The organism is Streptomyces lushanensis, from assembly GCF_001700515.1.
Taxonomy (GTDB): domain Bacteria; phylum Actinomycetota; class Actinomycetes; order Streptomycetales; family Streptomycetaceae; genus Streptomyces; species Streptomyces lushanensis.
In genome coordinates, this window is the sequence record NZ_MAUD01000330.1 from 1 (window position 1) to 15,836 (window position 15,836).

General features: G+C 71.1%; 12 protein-coding genes and 1 pseudogene. 7 read left to right on the top strand and 6 right to left on the bottom strand.

The window, feature by feature from the left end; translation table 11 throughout:
• A partial coding sequence (locus tag BFF77_RS24585) for a DUF3027 domain-containing protein (RefSeq protein WP_141698516.1) occupies positions 1–532 on the top strand: 532 nt, incomplete at its 5' end.
• A gap of 180 nt (positions 533–712) precedes the next feature.
• Here the strand turns inward: BFF77_RS24585 and BFF77_RS24590 are convergent.
• Entirely contained in the window at positions 713–1,114 is a 402-nt protein-coding gene (locus BFF77_RS24590; RefSeq protein WP_066953510.1) for a hypothetical protein, read from the bottom strand.
• A 594-nt stretch (positions 1,115–1,708) separates the two neighbouring features.
• Between BFF77_RS24590 and BFF77_RS24595 the strand changes: the two genes are divergently transcribed.
• The 3 genes from BFF77_RS24595 (at position 1,709) to BFF77_RS24605 (ending at position 7,166) form a co-directional block, all read left to right on the top strand.
• A complete protein-coding gene (locus BFF77_RS24595) occupies positions 1,709–4,993 on the top strand; it encodes a sacsin N-terminal ATP-binding-like domain-containing protein (RefSeq protein WP_066953516.1) in 3,285 nt (1,094 codons plus the stop codon).
• Positions 4,994–5,205: 212 nt separating this feature from the next.
• Positions 5,206–6,078 (top strand): DUF5707 domain-containing protein, encoded by an 873-nt coding sequence (locus BFF77_RS24600; RefSeq protein ID WP_066953521.1) that lies wholly within the window; start codon positions 5,206–5,208, stop codon positions 6,076–6,078.
• A gap of 215 nt (positions 6,079–6,293) precedes the next feature.
• Positions 6,294–7,166 carry a DUF5707 domain-containing protein gene (locus tag BFF77_RS24605; protein ID WP_066953523.1) on the top strand — a complete coding sequence of 291 codons (873 nt, stop codon included), beginning with the start codon at positions 6,294–6,296 and terminating at the stop codon, positions 7,164–7,166.
• A gap of 100 nt (positions 7,167–7,266) precedes the next feature.
• Here BFF77_RS24605 and BFF77_RS24610 read toward each other — a convergent pair whose 3' ends face one another.
• From BFF77_RS24610 to BFF77_RS24620, 3 genes are all read right to left on the bottom strand, one after another.
• The gene (locus BFF77_RS24610) at positions 7,267–9,906 is read right to left on the bottom strand and encodes a cation-translocating P-type ATPase (RefSeq protein ID WP_066953525.1); all 2,640 of its coding nucleotides are present in this window, start codon (positions 9,904–9,906) and stop codon (positions 7,267–7,269) included.
• Between the two features lie 305 nt (positions 9,907–10,211).
• Positions 10,212–10,556: a DUF2530 domain-containing protein gene (locus BFF77_RS24615; protein ID WP_066953527.1), complete on the bottom strand. Its 345-nt coding sequence runs from the start codon at positions 10,554–10,556 to the stop codon at positions 10,212–10,214.
• A 185-nt stretch (positions 10,557–10,741) separates the two neighbouring features.
• Positions 10,742–10,933 carry a ribbon-helix-helix protein, CopG family gene (locus BFF77_RS24620; RefSeq protein ID WP_066953529.1) on the bottom strand — a complete coding sequence of 64 codons (192 nt, stop codon included), beginning with the start codon at positions 10,931–10,933 and terminating at the stop codon, positions 10,742–10,744.
• A gap of 184 nt (positions 10,934–11,117) precedes the next feature.
• Here BFF77_RS24620 and BFF77_RS24625 point away from each other — a divergent pair, with 184 nt between their 5' ends.
• The 3 genes and pseudogenes from BFF77_RS24625 to thpR all read left to right on the top strand — a co-directional run.
• Complete coding sequence (locus BFF77_RS24625) at positions 11,118–11,567, top strand: MarR family winged helix-turn-helix transcriptional regulator (RefSeq protein WP_066953531.1); 450 nt, start codon at positions 11,118–11,120, stop codon at positions 11,565–11,567.
• 29 nt (positions 11,568–11,596) lie between these two features.
• Positions 11,597–12,955, top strand: a complete 1,359-nt coding sequence (locus BFF77_RS24630; RefSeq protein ID WP_066953533.1) for an MFS transporter — start codon at positions 11,597–11,599, stop codon at positions 12,953–12,955.
• A gap of 170 nt (positions 12,956–13,125) precedes the next feature.
• Positions 13,126–13,683: pseudogene (gene thpR / locus BFF77_RS24635) on the top strand (RNA 2',3'-cyclic phosphodiesterase); the annotation flags it as partial.
• A gap of 286 nt (positions 13,684–13,969) precedes the next feature.
• Here thpR and BFF77_RS24640 read toward each other — a convergent pair.
• Together BFF77_RS24640 and BFF77_RS24645 are read right to left on the bottom strand one after the other, a co-directional pair.
• Entirely contained in the window at positions 13,970–14,965 is a 996-nt protein-coding gene (locus BFF77_RS24640) for an aldo/keto reductase (RefSeq protein ID WP_066953537.1), read from the bottom strand.
• A 94-nt stretch (positions 14,966–15,059) separates the two neighbouring features.
• Positions 15,060–15,749, bottom strand: coding sequence for a GDSL-type esterase/lipase family protein (locus BFF77_RS24645; protein ID WP_066953539.1), 690 nt, complete (start codon positions 15,747–15,749; stop codon positions 15,060–15,062).
• Positions 15,750–15,836 lie beyond the last annotated feature (87 nt).

Below are 15,836 nucleotides of genomic sequence, written 5' to 3' on the forward strand. Positions count from 1 at the left end.
GGCGGAGGATCCGGCCGCCGGGGCCGGGGCCACGGGCGAGGCCGACGGCGGGGCCGCGGCGGGCCTCGGGGGAGTCTCCACCGTACGAGCGGTACCGGCCGTACCCGCGCGTGGCTCGATCGCGTCGGTCGCCGAGGAACTGGGGATGCGCCGGGCGCGTGTGCTGTCGCGGTACGGGCTGCACGTGGCGGCCGACCGCTGGGACGAGTCGTTCGGCGCGAAGACCCCCATGGCGCAGGCGGCGCCCGCGCCCTGTGTCTCCTGCGGCTTCCTGCTGCCGCTGGCGGGTTCGCTGCGCCAGGCCTTCGGTGTCTGCGCGAACGAGTTCTCCCCGGCGGACGGCCATGTCGTCTCGCTGGCGTACGGCTGCGGCGGCCACTCGGAGGCGGCGGTCATGCCCAAGCCGCTGCGCCCGGCGCCGCCCGTACTGGACTCGATGGCCGCGGACACCTTCCCGCTGCGGCCGTCCCCGGACAGCGGCTCGGTGCAGGCGGGGCCGGAGGACGAAATGGAAGATCTGGGTCACTCGTAAGGCGATGGCCGCGGCAACGGCCGAAAGCCCCCGGGCAACGGCCGAGGCCGCGGGGGCGCGGGCCGAATGCCCGTCCGTACGAATGCGCACCGACACGCGCCGACGCACACCGATTCGCCCTGCCGGAGAGATTCCGGCAGGGCGAATGGTCAAACACCCGTGAACGATGTTCCAGCGAAATCAGCTTCCGTATCCACCACCTCGCAATGCGCGGTAGCCCCCGGGACAGGTGATCGTGACGCGCTTGGCCCCGGACAGCGGGCCGACGACGTACCGGTAGCCGTTCGCGCAGTCGACATAGACGTAGTAGCGGCTGCCGGAGCAGGAGAGGGCGAACGTGGAACCCGAGAAGTACGGGTCCCAGCAGCTCAGCGAGGCCTCCTGCGGCGGCACTTCTCTCTCGTGCCCGGCCGACCCGGCGACGGTGCCGCTGGTGGTGCGCCCGGTGGCGAGATCCGCCGCCGAATACCCCGCTCCACTGGGCGCGTCGACGGCATGCGCCACCGGCGCCAGCCCTCCACCGATACCGAGGGCGAGCATCGCGCCGGCCACGAGCACGCCCAGAGATCTGAGAATCTTCATTTCATTCCTTTCCCTGCCTCGGTCCGCCCGCCACTTCTGCCGGACCAATGCCCGAGACGAGAAAAAGGATCCCCGGGGCGCGATATCGGATCAAGACGGCCGCCATTACTTTCCGTAATCATCGATGAATTACCGATCACCTCGATTCGTTGCCGTCCTTAGGGAGAGTCGTTTCATCTGGCCATCCCGTCCGAATGGAGATTCATCCGAACGGGTGGCGAATTCTCGTCAGTGCGGTTCTGCTCACGAATAAAACGGGAAGTGCAAGCCGATCTGACACGGTCGTCCTCGCTTCAGCGGCGTCGTCCGGCGTTCAGGTCGCTCCGGAAGTTCTCGCGGAGCGCCCTCGCGACATCCGCCGTGACGCACACCCGACAGGACGGCAACTCGCCCCCGCCTGTGGCCGGAACCCCACCGAAGCGCCACCTGATCGCGTGCCGTCCGCACCGTGTGCGTCGGGAGTACGGGTGTCCGGTTCGGTAGGTGTTCGAGGGCGGCCGGGCGCGACCCCGCACCCCTTGGGAGGGGTGTACGCGGTACCTTCGGGCCGCACGGGGATGGTGGGGCGTAGTCGGAGCAGAGTGGAGTCACAGCGTGAGCGTCAGGACGACCGAGGGCGCCGACCCGTTCGGGACGGCGCGGCTGCGGCGTGGGGTGCTTGATGCGTGGGAGGCCAGTCCCGCGCGGTTCCGGGAGGACGCCAACGCCGAGGAGGATCTCGCGCTCGGCGGGTACCGCGACCGGCTCGTGGTCGAGCTGGCCCAGAACGCCGCCGACGCCGCCGCGCGGGCCGAAGTGCCCGGACGGTTCCGGCTGACCCTGCGGCCCGGTACCGCCGACGGCCCCGCCGTGCTGGTGGCCGCCAACACCGGGGCTCCGCTCGACGCCGCCGGTGTCGAGTCGCTCAGTACCCTGCGCGCCTCCGCCAAGCGGGAGGGCCACGAGGCCGCTGTGGGGCGGTTCGGCGTCGGATTCGCCGCCGTGCTCGCCGTCAGTGACGAGCCGGCCGTCATCGGACGCCACGGCGGGGTCCGCTGGTCCCTCTCCGAGGCCCGCGAGCTGGCCGGGCAGGCCGCCGCGGCCAGTCCCGGCCTCGGCGACGAACTGCGCCGCCGCGAGGGCCACGTACCGCTGCTGCGGCTGCCGCTGCCCGCCGAGGGCACGGCTCCCGAGGGGTACGACACGGTCGTCATCCTGCCGTTGCGCGACGGCACGGCGGCCGATCTCGTGGAGCGGCTCCTCGCCGGGATCGACGACGCCCTGCTGCTGACCCTCGCCGGGCTCGCCGAGATCGTCGTGGAGACGCCGGACGGCGGTGAACGGGTGCTGCGCCGCTCGCAGCACGGCCCGTACGTCGAGATCGAGGACTCCGGCGCCGGGGAAGGCGCGGAGGACGGGACCGGCCGTAGCCGCTGGCGCGTCGTCAGCCACCACGGTCCCACCGCGCCCGAACTCCTCGAAGGACGGCCCCTGGAGGAGCGCCTGCGCCCGCACTGGTCGGTCACCTGGGCCGTTCCCGTGGACGCCGACGGCGCCCCCCGGCGCCCCCGCACCGCACCCGTCGTACACGCCCCGACGCCGACCGACGAGCCGCTCGGCGTGCCCGCCCTGCTCATCGCCTCGCTGCCGCTGGACACCACCCGGCGCCATCCCGCGCCAGGACCGCTCACCGACTTCCTCGTGGAGAGGGCGGCCGACGCGTACGCCGAGCTGCTCGGCGGCTGGCAGCCCGTCTCCACCGGCACCATCGACCTGGTGCCCGGACCGCTCGGCAAGGGCGAGCTGGACGGCCGGCTGCGGGCCGCGATCCTGGCACGGCTGCCCCGGGTCGCCTTCCTCGCCCCGGCGTCCGAAGCGGATGAGGCGTACGCGGCGGATGGGCCGCGTGGGTCGGCTGGGGCACATGAGGCGCACGAGACGGATGGGGCGTACGAGGCACACGAGGCGCAAGCGGCGTACGAGGCGCGCGCGGCGCACGAGACGGATGGGGCGAACGAAGCGCCCACCGCCCTGCGGCCCTTCGAGGCCGAGGTCGTCGAAGGCGCCGGCGCCGACACCGTGCGCGTACTCGCCGAGGTGCTGCCCACCCTGCTGCCCGCCGGCCTCGAACGCCGCGTCGAGCTGCGCACCCTGGGCGTCGGCCGGCTCCCGCTCGGCGAGGCCATCGAGCGGATCGCGGGCGCCGAGCGACCGCCCGCGTGGTGGTGGCGGCTGTACGAGTCGCTCGCGGGCGTCGACCCGGAGCGGCTCTCGGGGCTGCCGGTGCCGCTGGCCAACGGCCGTACCACCATCGGCCCGCGCCAGGTCCTGCTGCCGCTGCCCGACGCCGAGGCCGCCGCGGACCTCGCCAGGCTGGGACTGAAGGTCGCGCACCCCGAGGCCGCCCATCCGCTGCTGGAGAAGCTGGGCGCGCTGCCCGCCACCCCGCGCGCCGTACTGACGACGCCTCAGGTACGTGCCGCCGTGGCGGCGTCGCTGGACGCGGGCGAGATCTGGGACACGGACCTCGGGGACAACGCCGCCCCGGACGCCGAGGAACTGGCCGAGATCGTGCTCGGTCTCGTACGGGACGCGGGACTTGAGGCGGGTGACGAGCCGTGGCTCGGCGCGCTCGCCCTGACCGACGAGGACGGCGAACTGGCCCCGGCCGGTGAACTCGTGCTGCCCGGCAGCCCGTTCGCCGCCGTGCTGCGCGAGGGCGAACTCGCCTTCTGCGACGCCGAGCTGGCCGAGCGCTGGGGCGAACAGCCGCTCGCCGCCTGCGGTGTGCTGGCCGACTTCGCGCTCGTCCGCGCCACGGACGTCGTCCTGGACCCCGACGAACTGGAGCCCCGCGACGGCGACTTCGCCGAGCCCGACGACGCGGGTCTGCTGGACGCGGTGGACGTCTGGTGCGAGGACGTGCTCGACCGGCTGCCGGAGACGCCGGTGCCGCCGGTCGCCACGGAGATCGTGGCCGTACGCGACCTGGACCTGGTGGACGACGACGCGTGGCCGCGGGCGCTCGCCCTGCTGGCCCGGCCGCCGCTGCGGGACGCGCTGACCCAGTCCGTACGGATCCTGCTGCCCGACGGCACGACGGAGACCGTGCGTTCGTACACCGCGTGGTGGCTGCGCGACCATCCCGTACTCGACGGCCGGCGCCCGGCCGGACTGCGCTCGGCGGGCGGCGATCCGCTGCTGGCCGGGCTGTACGACCCGGTGGACGCGACGGGCTTCGACGACGCGCAGGTGCTGCGGGCGCTGGGCGTGCGGACCTCGGTCGCCGCGCTGCTGGACGAGCCCGGCGGCGCGGCGGAGCTGCTCGGCCGGCTCGCCGATCCGGACCGCGAGGTCACGCCGAGGCAGTTGCACGCGCTCTACACGGCCCTCGCCGATCTCGATCCGGAGCAGGTGACGCTCCCCGACGAACTGCGGGCCGTCGTGGACGGAGAGGTACGGGTGGTCGACGCGGCGGACGCGGTGGTCGCGGACGCTCCCGATCTGGTGCCGCTGGCGGGCGGGCTGCCGCTGCTGCCGGTGTCACCGACGCGCTTCGCGGAGCTGGCCGAGCTGCTTCAGGTACGGCGGCTGAGCGAGGCGGTCGTGGCGGAGGTGACCACGGAGGGCGAGGAGCACACGGTCCCGGAGCCGGTGCATGTGCTGCTCGGCGCCGGCACGCCCGAGGTGTACGTGGAGCACGAGGAACTGCTCGCGGGCGGCGTGGAGCTGGACTGGCGCCGCACCCCGGACGGAACGGTGCACGCGGCGACGCTGGAGGGGGTGGCGGCGGGACTCGCCTGGGCGGCGGGCCAGTGGCCACGCCGCTTCGAGGTGGCGGCGCTGCTGGAGGACCCGTCCCGGACGGAGGAACTGGCGCGGGACCGGTGGTTCGACTAGGTCCGGTCCGCTTTCGGCTGGGCCCTGTCCGTTCCGCTGCGGTCCCGTCCCGTCCCGTCCGGTTCGGCTGAGCCCTGCCGGTCCGCCGGTTCGCCCTGGGCCCGGTCGGTCGGTCTTCGCAAAGATTTCCTATTCTCGTACAACTTTTCACCCTCGCCTCAGGTCTGGTTTTCCGGGTCAACAGACCCGAATGAACCAGACTTGGGGAACACATGCGTATTCGTGCCACTGTTGCCGCGGTCTCCGGCGCCCTGGCCCTGTCCGCTCTCGCCGTGCCGGCTTCCCAGGCCGCGCAGTCGGATGATCTCCGCTCGACGGTCGGACAGCTCAAGGAGCTCGTGCAGGACCACGCAACCGGGCCCTCGGCCAAGCGCCAGGCGCTTGCCGCGAACGCCAACACCCCTGCCGTGATCACCAAGGCAGTGGTGAACGGCGGCAAGCCCATCGTGGTTTCCGCGACCGGGAGCAAGAAGGTGTCCCTGTCGATCACCGCGTCCGACAACTCGGGCATCGCGGTCGCCGTCGGCGTGCTCTGGACGGGCAAGAACCTGGACGACCCGAACAGCAACGGCTTCAACCAGAACGAGGAACTGGCCACGTGCAAGGCCGTGAACGCCACGACCTCCACCTGCACGGGCACCTTCACGCTCACGGCCAAGCAGCTCAGGAACATCGACGCCACGAACTGGAACGTCCTGGTCATCGCGGCGGGCTACGACGACGAGGACATCACGATCAAGGAGTCCGTCTCCAAGATCAAGGTCCAGCGTGAGTCGAAGCTGACGGTCAACGCCGCTCCCGAGCCGGTCAAGAAGGGCGGCACCATCACGGTCACGGGCAGCCTGACCCGTGCGGACTGGGACAAGAACAAGTATGTGGGCCTCGGCACCCAGTCGGTGGCGCTCCAGTTCCGCAAGAAGACCAGCACCGCCTACACCAACGTCAAGGGCGTGAAGTCCTCGTCCACCGGTGCGCTGAAGACCACCGTCAAGGCGACGGAGGACGGTTACTACCGCTGGAACTACGCGGGTATCGCCTCCACCGCGCCGGTCGCCGTCGCGGGCGACTTCATCGACGTGAAGTAGGACTTCGTCGATGTGAAGCAGGAGGAGTCGGCGCGGGACCGGTGGTTCGACCAGGTCCCGCGCCGTTCCGTTCCGCGCTGTCCGGTCCGCCGGTTCCAGCGCGCCCGGCCGGTGGGTCTTCGCAAACACTCCCTGTTTTCGTACAACTTTTCACCCTTCCCCCAGGTCTGTTTTCCCGGGTCAACAGATCCGCAGAACCAGACCTGGGGGAACACATGCGTATTCGTGCCACTGTTGCTGCCGTTTCCGGCGCCTTGGTCCTGTCCGCGCTCGCGGTGCCGGCGTCCCAGGCCGCGCAGTCGGACGATCACGGTCTGACGGTCGGGGGCTTCGAATTCCTCCGGCACGGCGACGGCGCCTCGCCGCGGGCGCAGGCCCGCGCGCTGTCGGCGCAGGCCGCGGGCCTGCCCGTGATCACCAAGGTCGTCGTGAACGGTGGCAAGCCGATCGTGATCGGCACCACCACCGTCAAGAAGATCGCCATGTCCGCCACGGCGACGGACGACCTGGGCGTCCTCGACGTCAGCGCCCTCATCTGGGAGGGCAGCAGCCTCAGCAGCCCCACCAGCAGGTACTTCGAGCCGAACGACGACCTCGTGTGCAAGGTCGCGAGTGCCACCACCTCGACCTGCACGCACACCACCACGATCGACGCGGGGTGGCTGGTCAACACGGACGCCAAGACCTGGAACGTCGCCGCCGGCGCGTACGGCAACGGCGGTGAGGACGACCTCACCGTGGTGGAGAAGTTCAACACCGTCAAGCTCCAGCGTCAGTCGAAGCTCACGGTCAACGCCGCTCCGGAGCCGGTCAAGAAGGGCGGCACCATCACCATCACGGGCAGCCTGACCCGTGCGGACTGGGACAAGAACAAGTACGTCGGCTTCGGCACCCAGTCGGTGGTGCTCCAGTTCCGCAAGAAGTCCAGCACGGCCTACACCAACGTCAAGGGTGTGAAGTCCTCGTCCACCGGTGCGCTGAAGACCACCGTCAAGGCGACGGAGGACGGTTACTACCGCTGGAACTACGTGGGTATCGCCTCCACCGCGCCGGTCGCCGTGGCAGGCGACTTCATCGACGTGAAGTAGAACCCACCGCTACGACGAGGGGCCCGGCAGCCTGCCGGGCCCCTCTGCCGTGCCGAAGGCGTTCGCCGCCTCCGTACGGCCCTCAGGCCGGGCACGGCCCTCAGGCCGGGAATCTTCGGCTCACCCAGCGCCAGCAGAACTCCAGCGCCGCCGACGCCACCACCGCGATGCCGACCGCCAGCCACGGCATCGTCGTACCCACCAGCTTCAGCGCGAAGAAGTGCTGGAGCGCCGGTACGGCCAGTACCACCAGGAACGCCAGCCCCATCGCCGTCACCAGCCCGATCCGCCACCAGGTGTACGGGCGCGCCACGATCGCCAGCACCCACAGGGAGACCAGGAAGAGGGTGAGGGTGGCCGCGCTGGTCTCCGCGTTGAGGGCGTCGGGGCCCGTGTAGTAGTGGCGGGCCATCATATAGGCGACGAACGTGGCGATTCCGGCGATGATGCCCGACGGGATCGAGTACCGCATCACGCGCCGTACGAAGTTCGGCCGCGCCCGTTCCGTGTTCGGCGCCAGCGCCAGGAAGAAGGCCGGTACGCCGATCGTGAGCGTCGACAGCAGTGTCAGATGCCGTGGCAGGAACGGATACTCCACCTGGAAACAGGCCACCAGGATCGCCAGCAGCACCGAGTAGACCGTCTTCGTCAGAAAGAGGGTCGCCACCCGTGTGATGTTCCCGATGACCCGCCGGCCCTCCGCCACCACCGACGGCAGCGTCGAGAAGCTGTTGTTCAGCAGCACGATCTGGGCCACGGCCCGGGTCGCCTCCGAGCCCGAGCCCATCGAGACACCGATGTCCGCGTCCTTCAGCGCCAGGACGTCGTTGACGCCGTCGCCGGTCATCGCGACCGTGTGCCCGCGCGACTGGAGGGCACCGACCATGTCGCGCTTCTGCTGCGGAGTGACCCGGCCGAAGACCGTGGCGGCCTCGATCGCCTCCGCCATCTCCTCCCGCGCGGTGGGCAGCAGCCGGGCGTCGACCGTACGTTCCGCGCCCGCGAGACCGAGCTTCTTGGCCACCGCGGCCACCGAGACCGCGTTGTCTCCGGAGACGACCTTGGCGTCGACGTTCTGCTGGGCGAAGTAGTCGAGGGTGCCGGCGGCGTCGGGCCGCAGCCGCTGTTCCAGCACGACGATCGCGGTCGCCTCGGCGCCCGCCACCGCCTCCGGCGCGTCCAGCGCGGCGGCGGGAGCGGCGGCGCCCCCGTCGCCCGACCGGCCTGAGCCGCCCGCGTCGCCCGACCGGCCTGAGCCGCCCGCGTCGCCCGACCGGCCTGAGCCGCCCGAGCCGCCCGTGCTGCCTGACCGGTCCGCGCCGCCCGCGCCCGCACCGACGCGGGCCAGCAGCAGGACCCGAAGGCCCTGTTCGTTGAGATGATCGACCCCGGCGAGCGCCGGATCGTCGTGCGGCAGCAGCACATCCGGCGCGCCGAGCAGCCACCCCGATGAGAGACCGCCGGCCCCGTCGGCCTCGCTGAAGGCCGCGCCGCTGTACTTCCGTACGGAGGAGAAGGGCAGCGCAGCCGCGACGGGCCATTCGCCGCGCTCGTCGCCGAACGCGTCGACGACCGCCTGGAGGCTGGCGTTGGGACGCGGGTCGGACGCGCCGAGCGCGCCGAGCACCTTCCGTACGTACGTCTCGTCCGCGCCGCCCAGAACGCGCAGCTCGCTGACCCTCATCCCGCCCTCGGTGAGCGTTCCGGTCTTGTCGAGACAGACGACATCGACGCGCGCGAGGCCCTCGATCGCGGGCAGCTCCTGGACGAGGCACTGCTTGCGGGCGAGCCGGATGACCCCGATGGCGAAGGCGATGGAGGTCAGCAGCACCAGGCCCTCGGGGATCATCGGGACGATGCCGCCGACGGTCCTGGCCACGGAGTCCTTGAAGTTGCTCTGCTTGACGACGAGCTGGCTGACGATGAGCCCGAGGGCCGTCGGGACCATCATCCAGGTCACGTACTTGAGGATGGTGCTGATGCCGTTGCGCAGCTCGGAGTCCACGAGCGTGAAACGGGACGCCTCCTCGGCGAGCCGCGCGGCATAGGCGTCGCGCCCGACCTTGGTGGCCCGGAACGCGCCGCCGCCGACGACCACGAAGCTGCCGGACATCACGGAGTCGCCGGGGCGTTTCAGCACCGGATCGGCCTCTCCGGTCAGCAGCGACTCGTCCACTTCGAGGCTCTCGGCCTCGACCACCTCGCCGTCGACGACGACCTTGTCGCCGGGGCCCAGCTCGATGAGATCCCCGAGGACGATCTGCGCGGTGGAGATCTCCGCGGCGACACCGTCACGCCGTACGGTCGGTTTCGCCTCGCCGATGACGGCCAGTCCGTCGAGGGTTCTCTTGGCGCGCAGTTCCTGGATGATGCCGATGCCGGTGTTGGCGAGGATCACATAGCCGAAGAGCGTGTCCTGGATCGGCGCGACGAAGGACATGATCACCCAGAGCACGCCGATGACCGCGTTGAAGCGGGTGAAGACATTGGCGCGGACGATCTCGACGGCGGAGCGGCTGCTGCGGACGGGGACGTCGTTGACCTCACCACGGGCGACGTGCCGCGCGACCTCGGCGGCGGTCAGCCCGGTGTGGCGGCCGGAGGGCAGCGGGAGCCTCATGGGGTGTACGGGATCGAGTTCGGCGCCCGCGTCGATGGTGGGGCCGTGAGATCCGCGGCCGTGCGGCTCGGGGCCATGGGGCTCGGGGCCGTCGGTGTCGATCTTCGCCCGCTGCGTCATGATTTCGACGGTACGACCCGTGAGGCGCGTTCACCCGCCGAGAGGCCGGAGATCCGACCCAGGGACGAGCGGGATGGTCCTGTGGCAGTACTCGGGGGAGGGCGGAGGCCCTGCTTTGGTCAGGGTCACGTCAGGGGTGCGTACGGGGGGGCGCGCGGCGGGGCCGGCGCCGCCGGTCGGGCCGTCCGCCGGTCACAGACAGGTGGGTCGGCGCGATCGGCTGGGCCGGCGTGATCGGTCAGGCCGTCGGTACGGTGCGACCACCGGACCGATCGGTCGCGGTCAGGTCGGCGCGACGCGATCGGTCAGGCCGTCGGCCCGGAGTGATCATCGGACCCCGGGTCCTCGCCGGCCGCCCCGGTCCGTCCGGCCGCCCCGCTCTCCCCGGCCTCGCGCGCGGCTGCCGCGCGCTTGAGCGCCGCGTCCCGCCCGCGTACGTACCAGATACCGATCAGCCCGAGCCCGCCGCCGGCCAGACACGTCCAGATCCACCACGCGTGCCCGTGGTCGCTGTACCAGCCGTAGAACGGGAGCTGCACCAGGAAGAGCACGAACCAGATGATCGTGCCGCCCGTGATGGTGCCGACGACCGGCCCCTCCAGAGGCTCGGGCGCCGCACGCCGGGGAGTTGCCGTCGAAGAACCGGTCATGGCCGTCAGTCTATGTGGGGCCTTCCGGGCACTGGGCGGAGCCTGCCGGGCCCAGGCCCTGCCCGGTCCGGGAAGCCGGCGCCCACTCCCGTCCGGTCCGGTCCGTTCCGAACCCGGCCGCGACGGGGTGCGCGCCCGGCCGTGCCCGACCGCGGCGGCCATGCCCGGCCGTATCCCGGACGGTGTCAGTCCCGCCGTGTGACGCCGTAGAACTTCTCCGTCTCGTCGACGGCCGCCCTGAAGCGTTCGTCGAAGTCGTCGCGGACGAGCGTCCCGGCCACATAGTCCTGGACGCTCATCCCCCGTCTGGCGGCGCGCTCCCGCAGCCGGTCGAGCAGCTCACCGTCTATCCGCAGGCTGAGCACTGTCGATCCCATGCGGACCAGGGTCGTGCGCGGGCACGCCCGGTCATGTCGCTTTCCGGTACGGACTCACTCGTATGAGTGACAGAGGCTGGTCCGGGGGTTGATCCGCGCGATGGACCACGGATCGGCGGCGCGCGGGCGAAACGCGGAGAAACCGAGTGGTATTTAGGTTGGGTAATGAGTTATGCTAACAAACATGCCTGACCTGTCCCACGGTGGCGACGCGATCGAGAACGACGCCGCCGTGAACGCACTCCGCTCCGCCGTCATGCGGCTGGGCCGGCGACTGAAGCACCAACGTGTGGACGAATCGCTCAGCCCGACCGAGATGTCGGTGCTGGGCACACTGGCCCGCTGTGGTTCCGCCACGCCGGGCGAGCTGGCACGCAGGGAGCATGTCCAGCCGCCCTCGATGACCCGCATCGTGGCGCTGCTGGAGGCGAAGGGCCTGGTCAGGCTGGAGCCGCATCCCGACGACCGTCGGCAGAAGGTGGTCAGCCAGACCGAGGAGGCCGAGGCGATGCTCGAGGAGAGCCGCCGCAGGCGCAATGTCTGGCTGGCGTCCCTCGCCGAGGGCCTGGACGAGGACGAGTGGGCGAAGCTGCGCGCTGCCGCCCCCGTACTGGAGAAGCTCGCCCACCTGTGATCCGCGCGCTGTAAGGAGGCGAACCCACTTTGAGTACGGGATCCGGAGCAGAATCCGCCCCCGCACCGATATCCACCCACGACAGCACGACCGGGAACGACGGCAAGACCCGCGGCGGGACCTTCTCGTCGCTGAAGATCCGTAACTACCGGCTGTTCGCGACGGGTGCCGTCGTCTCCAACACCGGTACATGGATGTCCCGGGTGACCCAGGACTGGCTGGTACTCAGCCTCACGGGCTCCTCGGCGGCCGTCGGTATCACCACGGCCCTCCAGTTTCTGCCCATGCTGCTCTTCGGGCTGTTCGGCGGTGTCGTCGCCGACCGCTACCCGAAGCGGCTGCTGCTGCTCTTCACCCAGGCCGCGATGGGTGTGCTGGGCGTCCTGCTGGCCGTTCTGACGCTGTCGGGACAGGTCCACGTCTGGCACGTCTATCTGATCGCGTTCCTGCTCGGCATGGTGACCGTCGTCGACAATCCGGCCCGGCAGTCCTTCGTCTCCGAGATGGTGGGCCCCGACCAGCTGCGCAACGCGGTCAGCCTGAACTCCGCCAACTTCCAGTCCGCGCGGCTCATCGGCCCCGCCGTGGCCGGTGTGCTGATCACCACGGTCGGCAGCGGCTGGGCCTTCATGCTGAACGGTCTGTCCTTCCTGGCGCCGCTGGCCGGTCTGCTGCTGATGCGCCAGCACGAACTGCACAAGTCCGTCCGCGTGCCGCGCGGCAAGGGCCAGTTGAGAGAGGGACTGCGCTATGTGCGCGGGCGGCCGGAGCTGATCTGGCCCATCGTCCTCGTCGGTTTCATCGGCACGTTCGGCTTCAACTTCCCGATCTGGCTGACGGCCTTCGCGCACGGGGTCTTCGACGGCGGGGCCGGGATGTACGCGTACTTCAACATCCTGCTCGCGGCCGGCTCACTGACCGGCGCCCTGCTCTCCGCCCGCCGCCGCTCCAGCCGACTGAGACTGCTCCTGCTCACGGCGATGGGCTTCGGGCTGCTGGAGATCGCGATCTCGCTGTCGCCGTCCGTCTGGCTGTTCTCGCTGCTGCTCGTACCGATCGGCGTGATCGGCCTGACGACGAACATCAGCGCCAACACGACCGTCCAGATGGCCTCGGACCCGGAGATGCGGGGCCGGGTGATGAGCCTCTACATGATGGTCTTCGTCGGCGGCACCCCGGTCGGCGGCCCGCTCCTCGGCTGGGTCACCGACACCTACGGCCCCCGGGTCGGCTTCGCCACGGGCGGCGCGGTCTCCCTCCTCGCGGCGGCGGCGATCGGCCTGGTCCTGATCCGGGTGGCGGGCGTACGCGTGAGATTCGACCTGCGCGGAGGCCGTCCCCGCGTGGACTTCGTCCCGAGGGAACGGGAGCTGGCGACGGCGGCGTAGGACTTCGCGCGGCGCGATGCGGCCCGGGCGGCCATGGCGATCCTGTCGGTGTCAATGACGGTCATCGTGGCGCTCCTCCCCGCCGCCGCGGGGCGCGGCAGCGCCCGGTACAACGATACGCACGGTGATCGGGCCACGTACGGGCTCGCGCCGTGGGAAGACTTGTCCGTATGAGACTCTTCGCCGCCGTGCTGCCACCCGCCGAGGTCCGGAAGGAGCTCGATCCCGTCCGTGACCGGCTCAGGGCGATGCCCGGGGCCGAGGGGATGCGGTGGACCGGGCGGGAGGGGTGGCACTTCACGCTCGCGTTCCTGGGCGAGGTCGAGGACGCGCTGCTGCCGGAGCTGACCGCGCGGCTGGAGCGGGCCGGGCGGCGTACCGGGACGTTCGCGCTGCGGCTGCGGGGTGGCGGGCACTTCGGCGGGCGGGCCCTGTGGGCCGGGGCGGCCGGGGACATCGCCACGCTGCGGCGCCTCGCGGAGCGCGCCGACGCCGCCGCGCGCCGGTCCGGCCTGCCGATGGAGGAGCACCGCCACTACCGGCCGCATCTCACGCTGGCCCACAGCCGTACGGACCTGGATCTGCGGCCGTACGCCTCGGCCATGGACGGCTTCGAGGGCACACCGTGGGAGGTGGCCGACATGGCGCTCGTACGGAGCCGGCTGCCGGTGAGCGGAGTGCGCGGCGAGCAGCCGCGGTACGAGACGCTCGTACGCTTCCCGCTCGGCCCGGCCCGGCAGGAGCCGCCGAACGGGCGGACGCAGGGGCGGACGCAGGGGCGGACCCAGGGGAAGCCGGACGGCGACCCGGGCGCCGACCATGACCCGGGCGCCGGGCGCGGGGCCCCCGGCCGTTAACCTCGACCCGTGGACCCCAAAACCCGAAACCAGATCATGGCCGGCGCGCTGGTGCTGATGTTCGCGATCATCGCGGTGGCAGCCGCGGTCGGTTAGGTCCTGTCCGACCGGACAGGACCTGGTCACCGGCCCCGGCCGCCCTCCCGCGCAGCGCGTCCTACCAGGCGAACGCCTCCGGCGAGGGCCCCGTGCCCGGGAAGATCTCGTCCAGCGAGGACAGGACCTCCTCCGACAGCTCCAGCTCGACCGCGCGCAGAGCGGACTCCAGCTGCTCGGCCGTGCGCGGGCCGACGATCGGACCCGTCACGCCCGGACGGGTGAGCAGCCATGCCAGCGCCGCCTCACCGGGATCGATGCCGTGCTTGTCGAGCAGATCCTCGTACGACTGGACCTGCGTCCGGATGGCCGTGTTGGCGAGCCCGCTGCCCGAGCGGCCGGCGCTGGTACGGGAGCCGCCGCCCTCGCGCTCCTTGCGGATCGCGCCGCCCAGCAGACCACCGCTCAGCGGCGACCAGGGGATGACCCCGAGGCCGTACTCCTGCGCGGCCGGGATGACCTCCATCTCGGCGCGGCGCTCGGCCAGGTTGTACAGGCACTGCTCGCTGACCAGCCCGAACGAGCCGAGCCGACGGGCGGTCTCATTGGTCTGGGCGATCTTCCACCCGGGGAAGTTGGAGGAGCCCGCGTAGAGGATCTTGCCCTGCTGGATCAGGGTGTCGATGGCCTGCCAGATCTCCTCGACCGGAGTGGCGCGGTCGATGTGGTGGAACTGGTAGAGATCGATGTGATCGGTCTGGAGCCGCTTGAGGCTGGCGTCGACCGCACGGCGGATGTTGAGCGCCGAGAGCTTGTCGTGATTGGGCCAGGCCGGGTCGTCCCCGGCCATGTTCCCGTAGACCTTGGTGGCGAGGACGACCTTGTCACGTCGGTCGCCGCCCTTGGCGAACCAGGTGCCGAGGATCTCCTCCGTGCGGCCCTTGTTCTCGCCCCAGCCGTAGATGTTGGCGGTGTCGAAGAAATTGATGCCCGCGTCGAGCGCGGCGTCCATGATGGTGTGACTGTCGGCCTCGTTGGTGAGAGGACCGAAGTTCATCGTCCCGAGGACGAGTCGGCTTACCTTGAGTCCGGAGCGTCCGAGCTGCGTGTACTTCATGACTCCACAGCCAACGCGTTCGAGCGCACTCAAGGCAAGCCCGAATCGGCCTTGTGGCCGTCGCGCGCGTTTTCAGTGGCTCGGCTTGATCGGGTCAGTCGTGTTTCTCGTACGGTGCGCCCAGGTTCCAGGCCTGGTGCATGGCGTCGGCGAAGGCGGCGGCGAGTCGGTGTTCGCCCGAGGGGGACGGGTGGGTGCCGTCGTAGGTGTGGCGGTGGATGTCGTATCCCGGTGGGCGGGAGGCGAGCAGCAGGGGGGAGGACGGCCGGTCCAGGTCGGCGACGGCCTTGGCGAGCAGTTCGTTGAAACGGTCGACCTCGGCGGCGAAGGCGCGGTCGGACTCGGCCCTGACATTGGGGATGACGGGCAGGAGCACGGCCCGTACGCGGGGGTTGGCCGCGCGGGCCTCGGCGATGAACGCGCGGGCGTTGTGCGCGGTCCGCGTGCTGTCCGTGTAGAAACCGAGGTCGATCAGTCCCAGCGAGATCAGCAGGATGTCGGCCCGGCCGGCCCGGACCGCCTCGCCGATCAGCGGACTCATGTGCTGCCACCCCACACCCCAGCCCGCGAGATGGCGGCGGGCATGGGCCGGGAAGCCGGGGCCGGCGGCGTAGTCGTACGAGACGGGCGCGTCGGCCTCGCTGTCGTACAGCCCGGACCGGGGGCCGACGATCCGGAACGGGGCGCCGAAGGACGCGCCGAGGTGCTGCCACATCCGATAGCGCCAGGTGAAGTCGCCAGCGCGCCCGATCGTCATGGAGTCACCGACGAAGAGGAAACGCATCCGGCCATCATGGCCGACCGCCGGGCCGGGGCGAGGCCGGGACACGGCGGGTGCGGGGGCAGGGACAGGGACGGGGGCGCGGCAGGC

Coding starts and splice junctions, on each gene's coding strand:
- BFF77_RS24590 (WP_066953510.1), bottom strand. CDS start 1,114: ATGAAGATTCTCAGATCTCTGGGCGTGCTCGTGGCCGGCGCGATGCTC.
- BFF77_RS24600 (WP_066953521.1), top strand. CDS start 5,206: ATGCGTATTCGTGCCACTGTTGCCGCGGTCTCCGGCGCCCTGGCCCTG.
- BFF77_RS24605 (WP_066953523.1), top strand. CDS start 6,294: ATGCGTATTCGTGCCACTGTTGCTGCCGTTTCCGGCGCCTTGGTCCTG.
- BFF77_RS24610 (WP_066953525.1), bottom strand. CDS start 9,906: ATGACGCAGCGGGCGAAGATCGACACCGACGGCCCCGAGCCCCATGGC.
- BFF77_RS24615 (WP_066953527.1), bottom strand. CDS start 10,556: ATGACCGGTTCTTCGACGGCAACTCCCCGGCGTGCGGCGCCCGAGCCT.
- BFF77_RS24620 (WP_066953529.1), bottom strand. CDS start 10,933: ATGGGATCGACAGTGCTCAGCCTGCGGATAGACGGTGAGCTGCTCGAC.
- BFF77_RS24625 (WP_066953531.1), top strand. CDS start 11,118: ATGCCTGACCTGTCCCACGGTGGCGACGCGATCGAGAACGACGCCGCC.
- BFF77_RS24640 (WP_066953537.1), bottom strand. CDS start 14,965: ATGAAGTACACGCAGCTCGGACGCTCCGGACTCAAGGTAAGCCGACTC.
- BFF77_RS24645 (WP_066953539.1), bottom strand. CDS start 15,749: ATGCGTTTCCTCTTCGTCGGTGACTCCATGACGATCGGGCGCGCTGGC.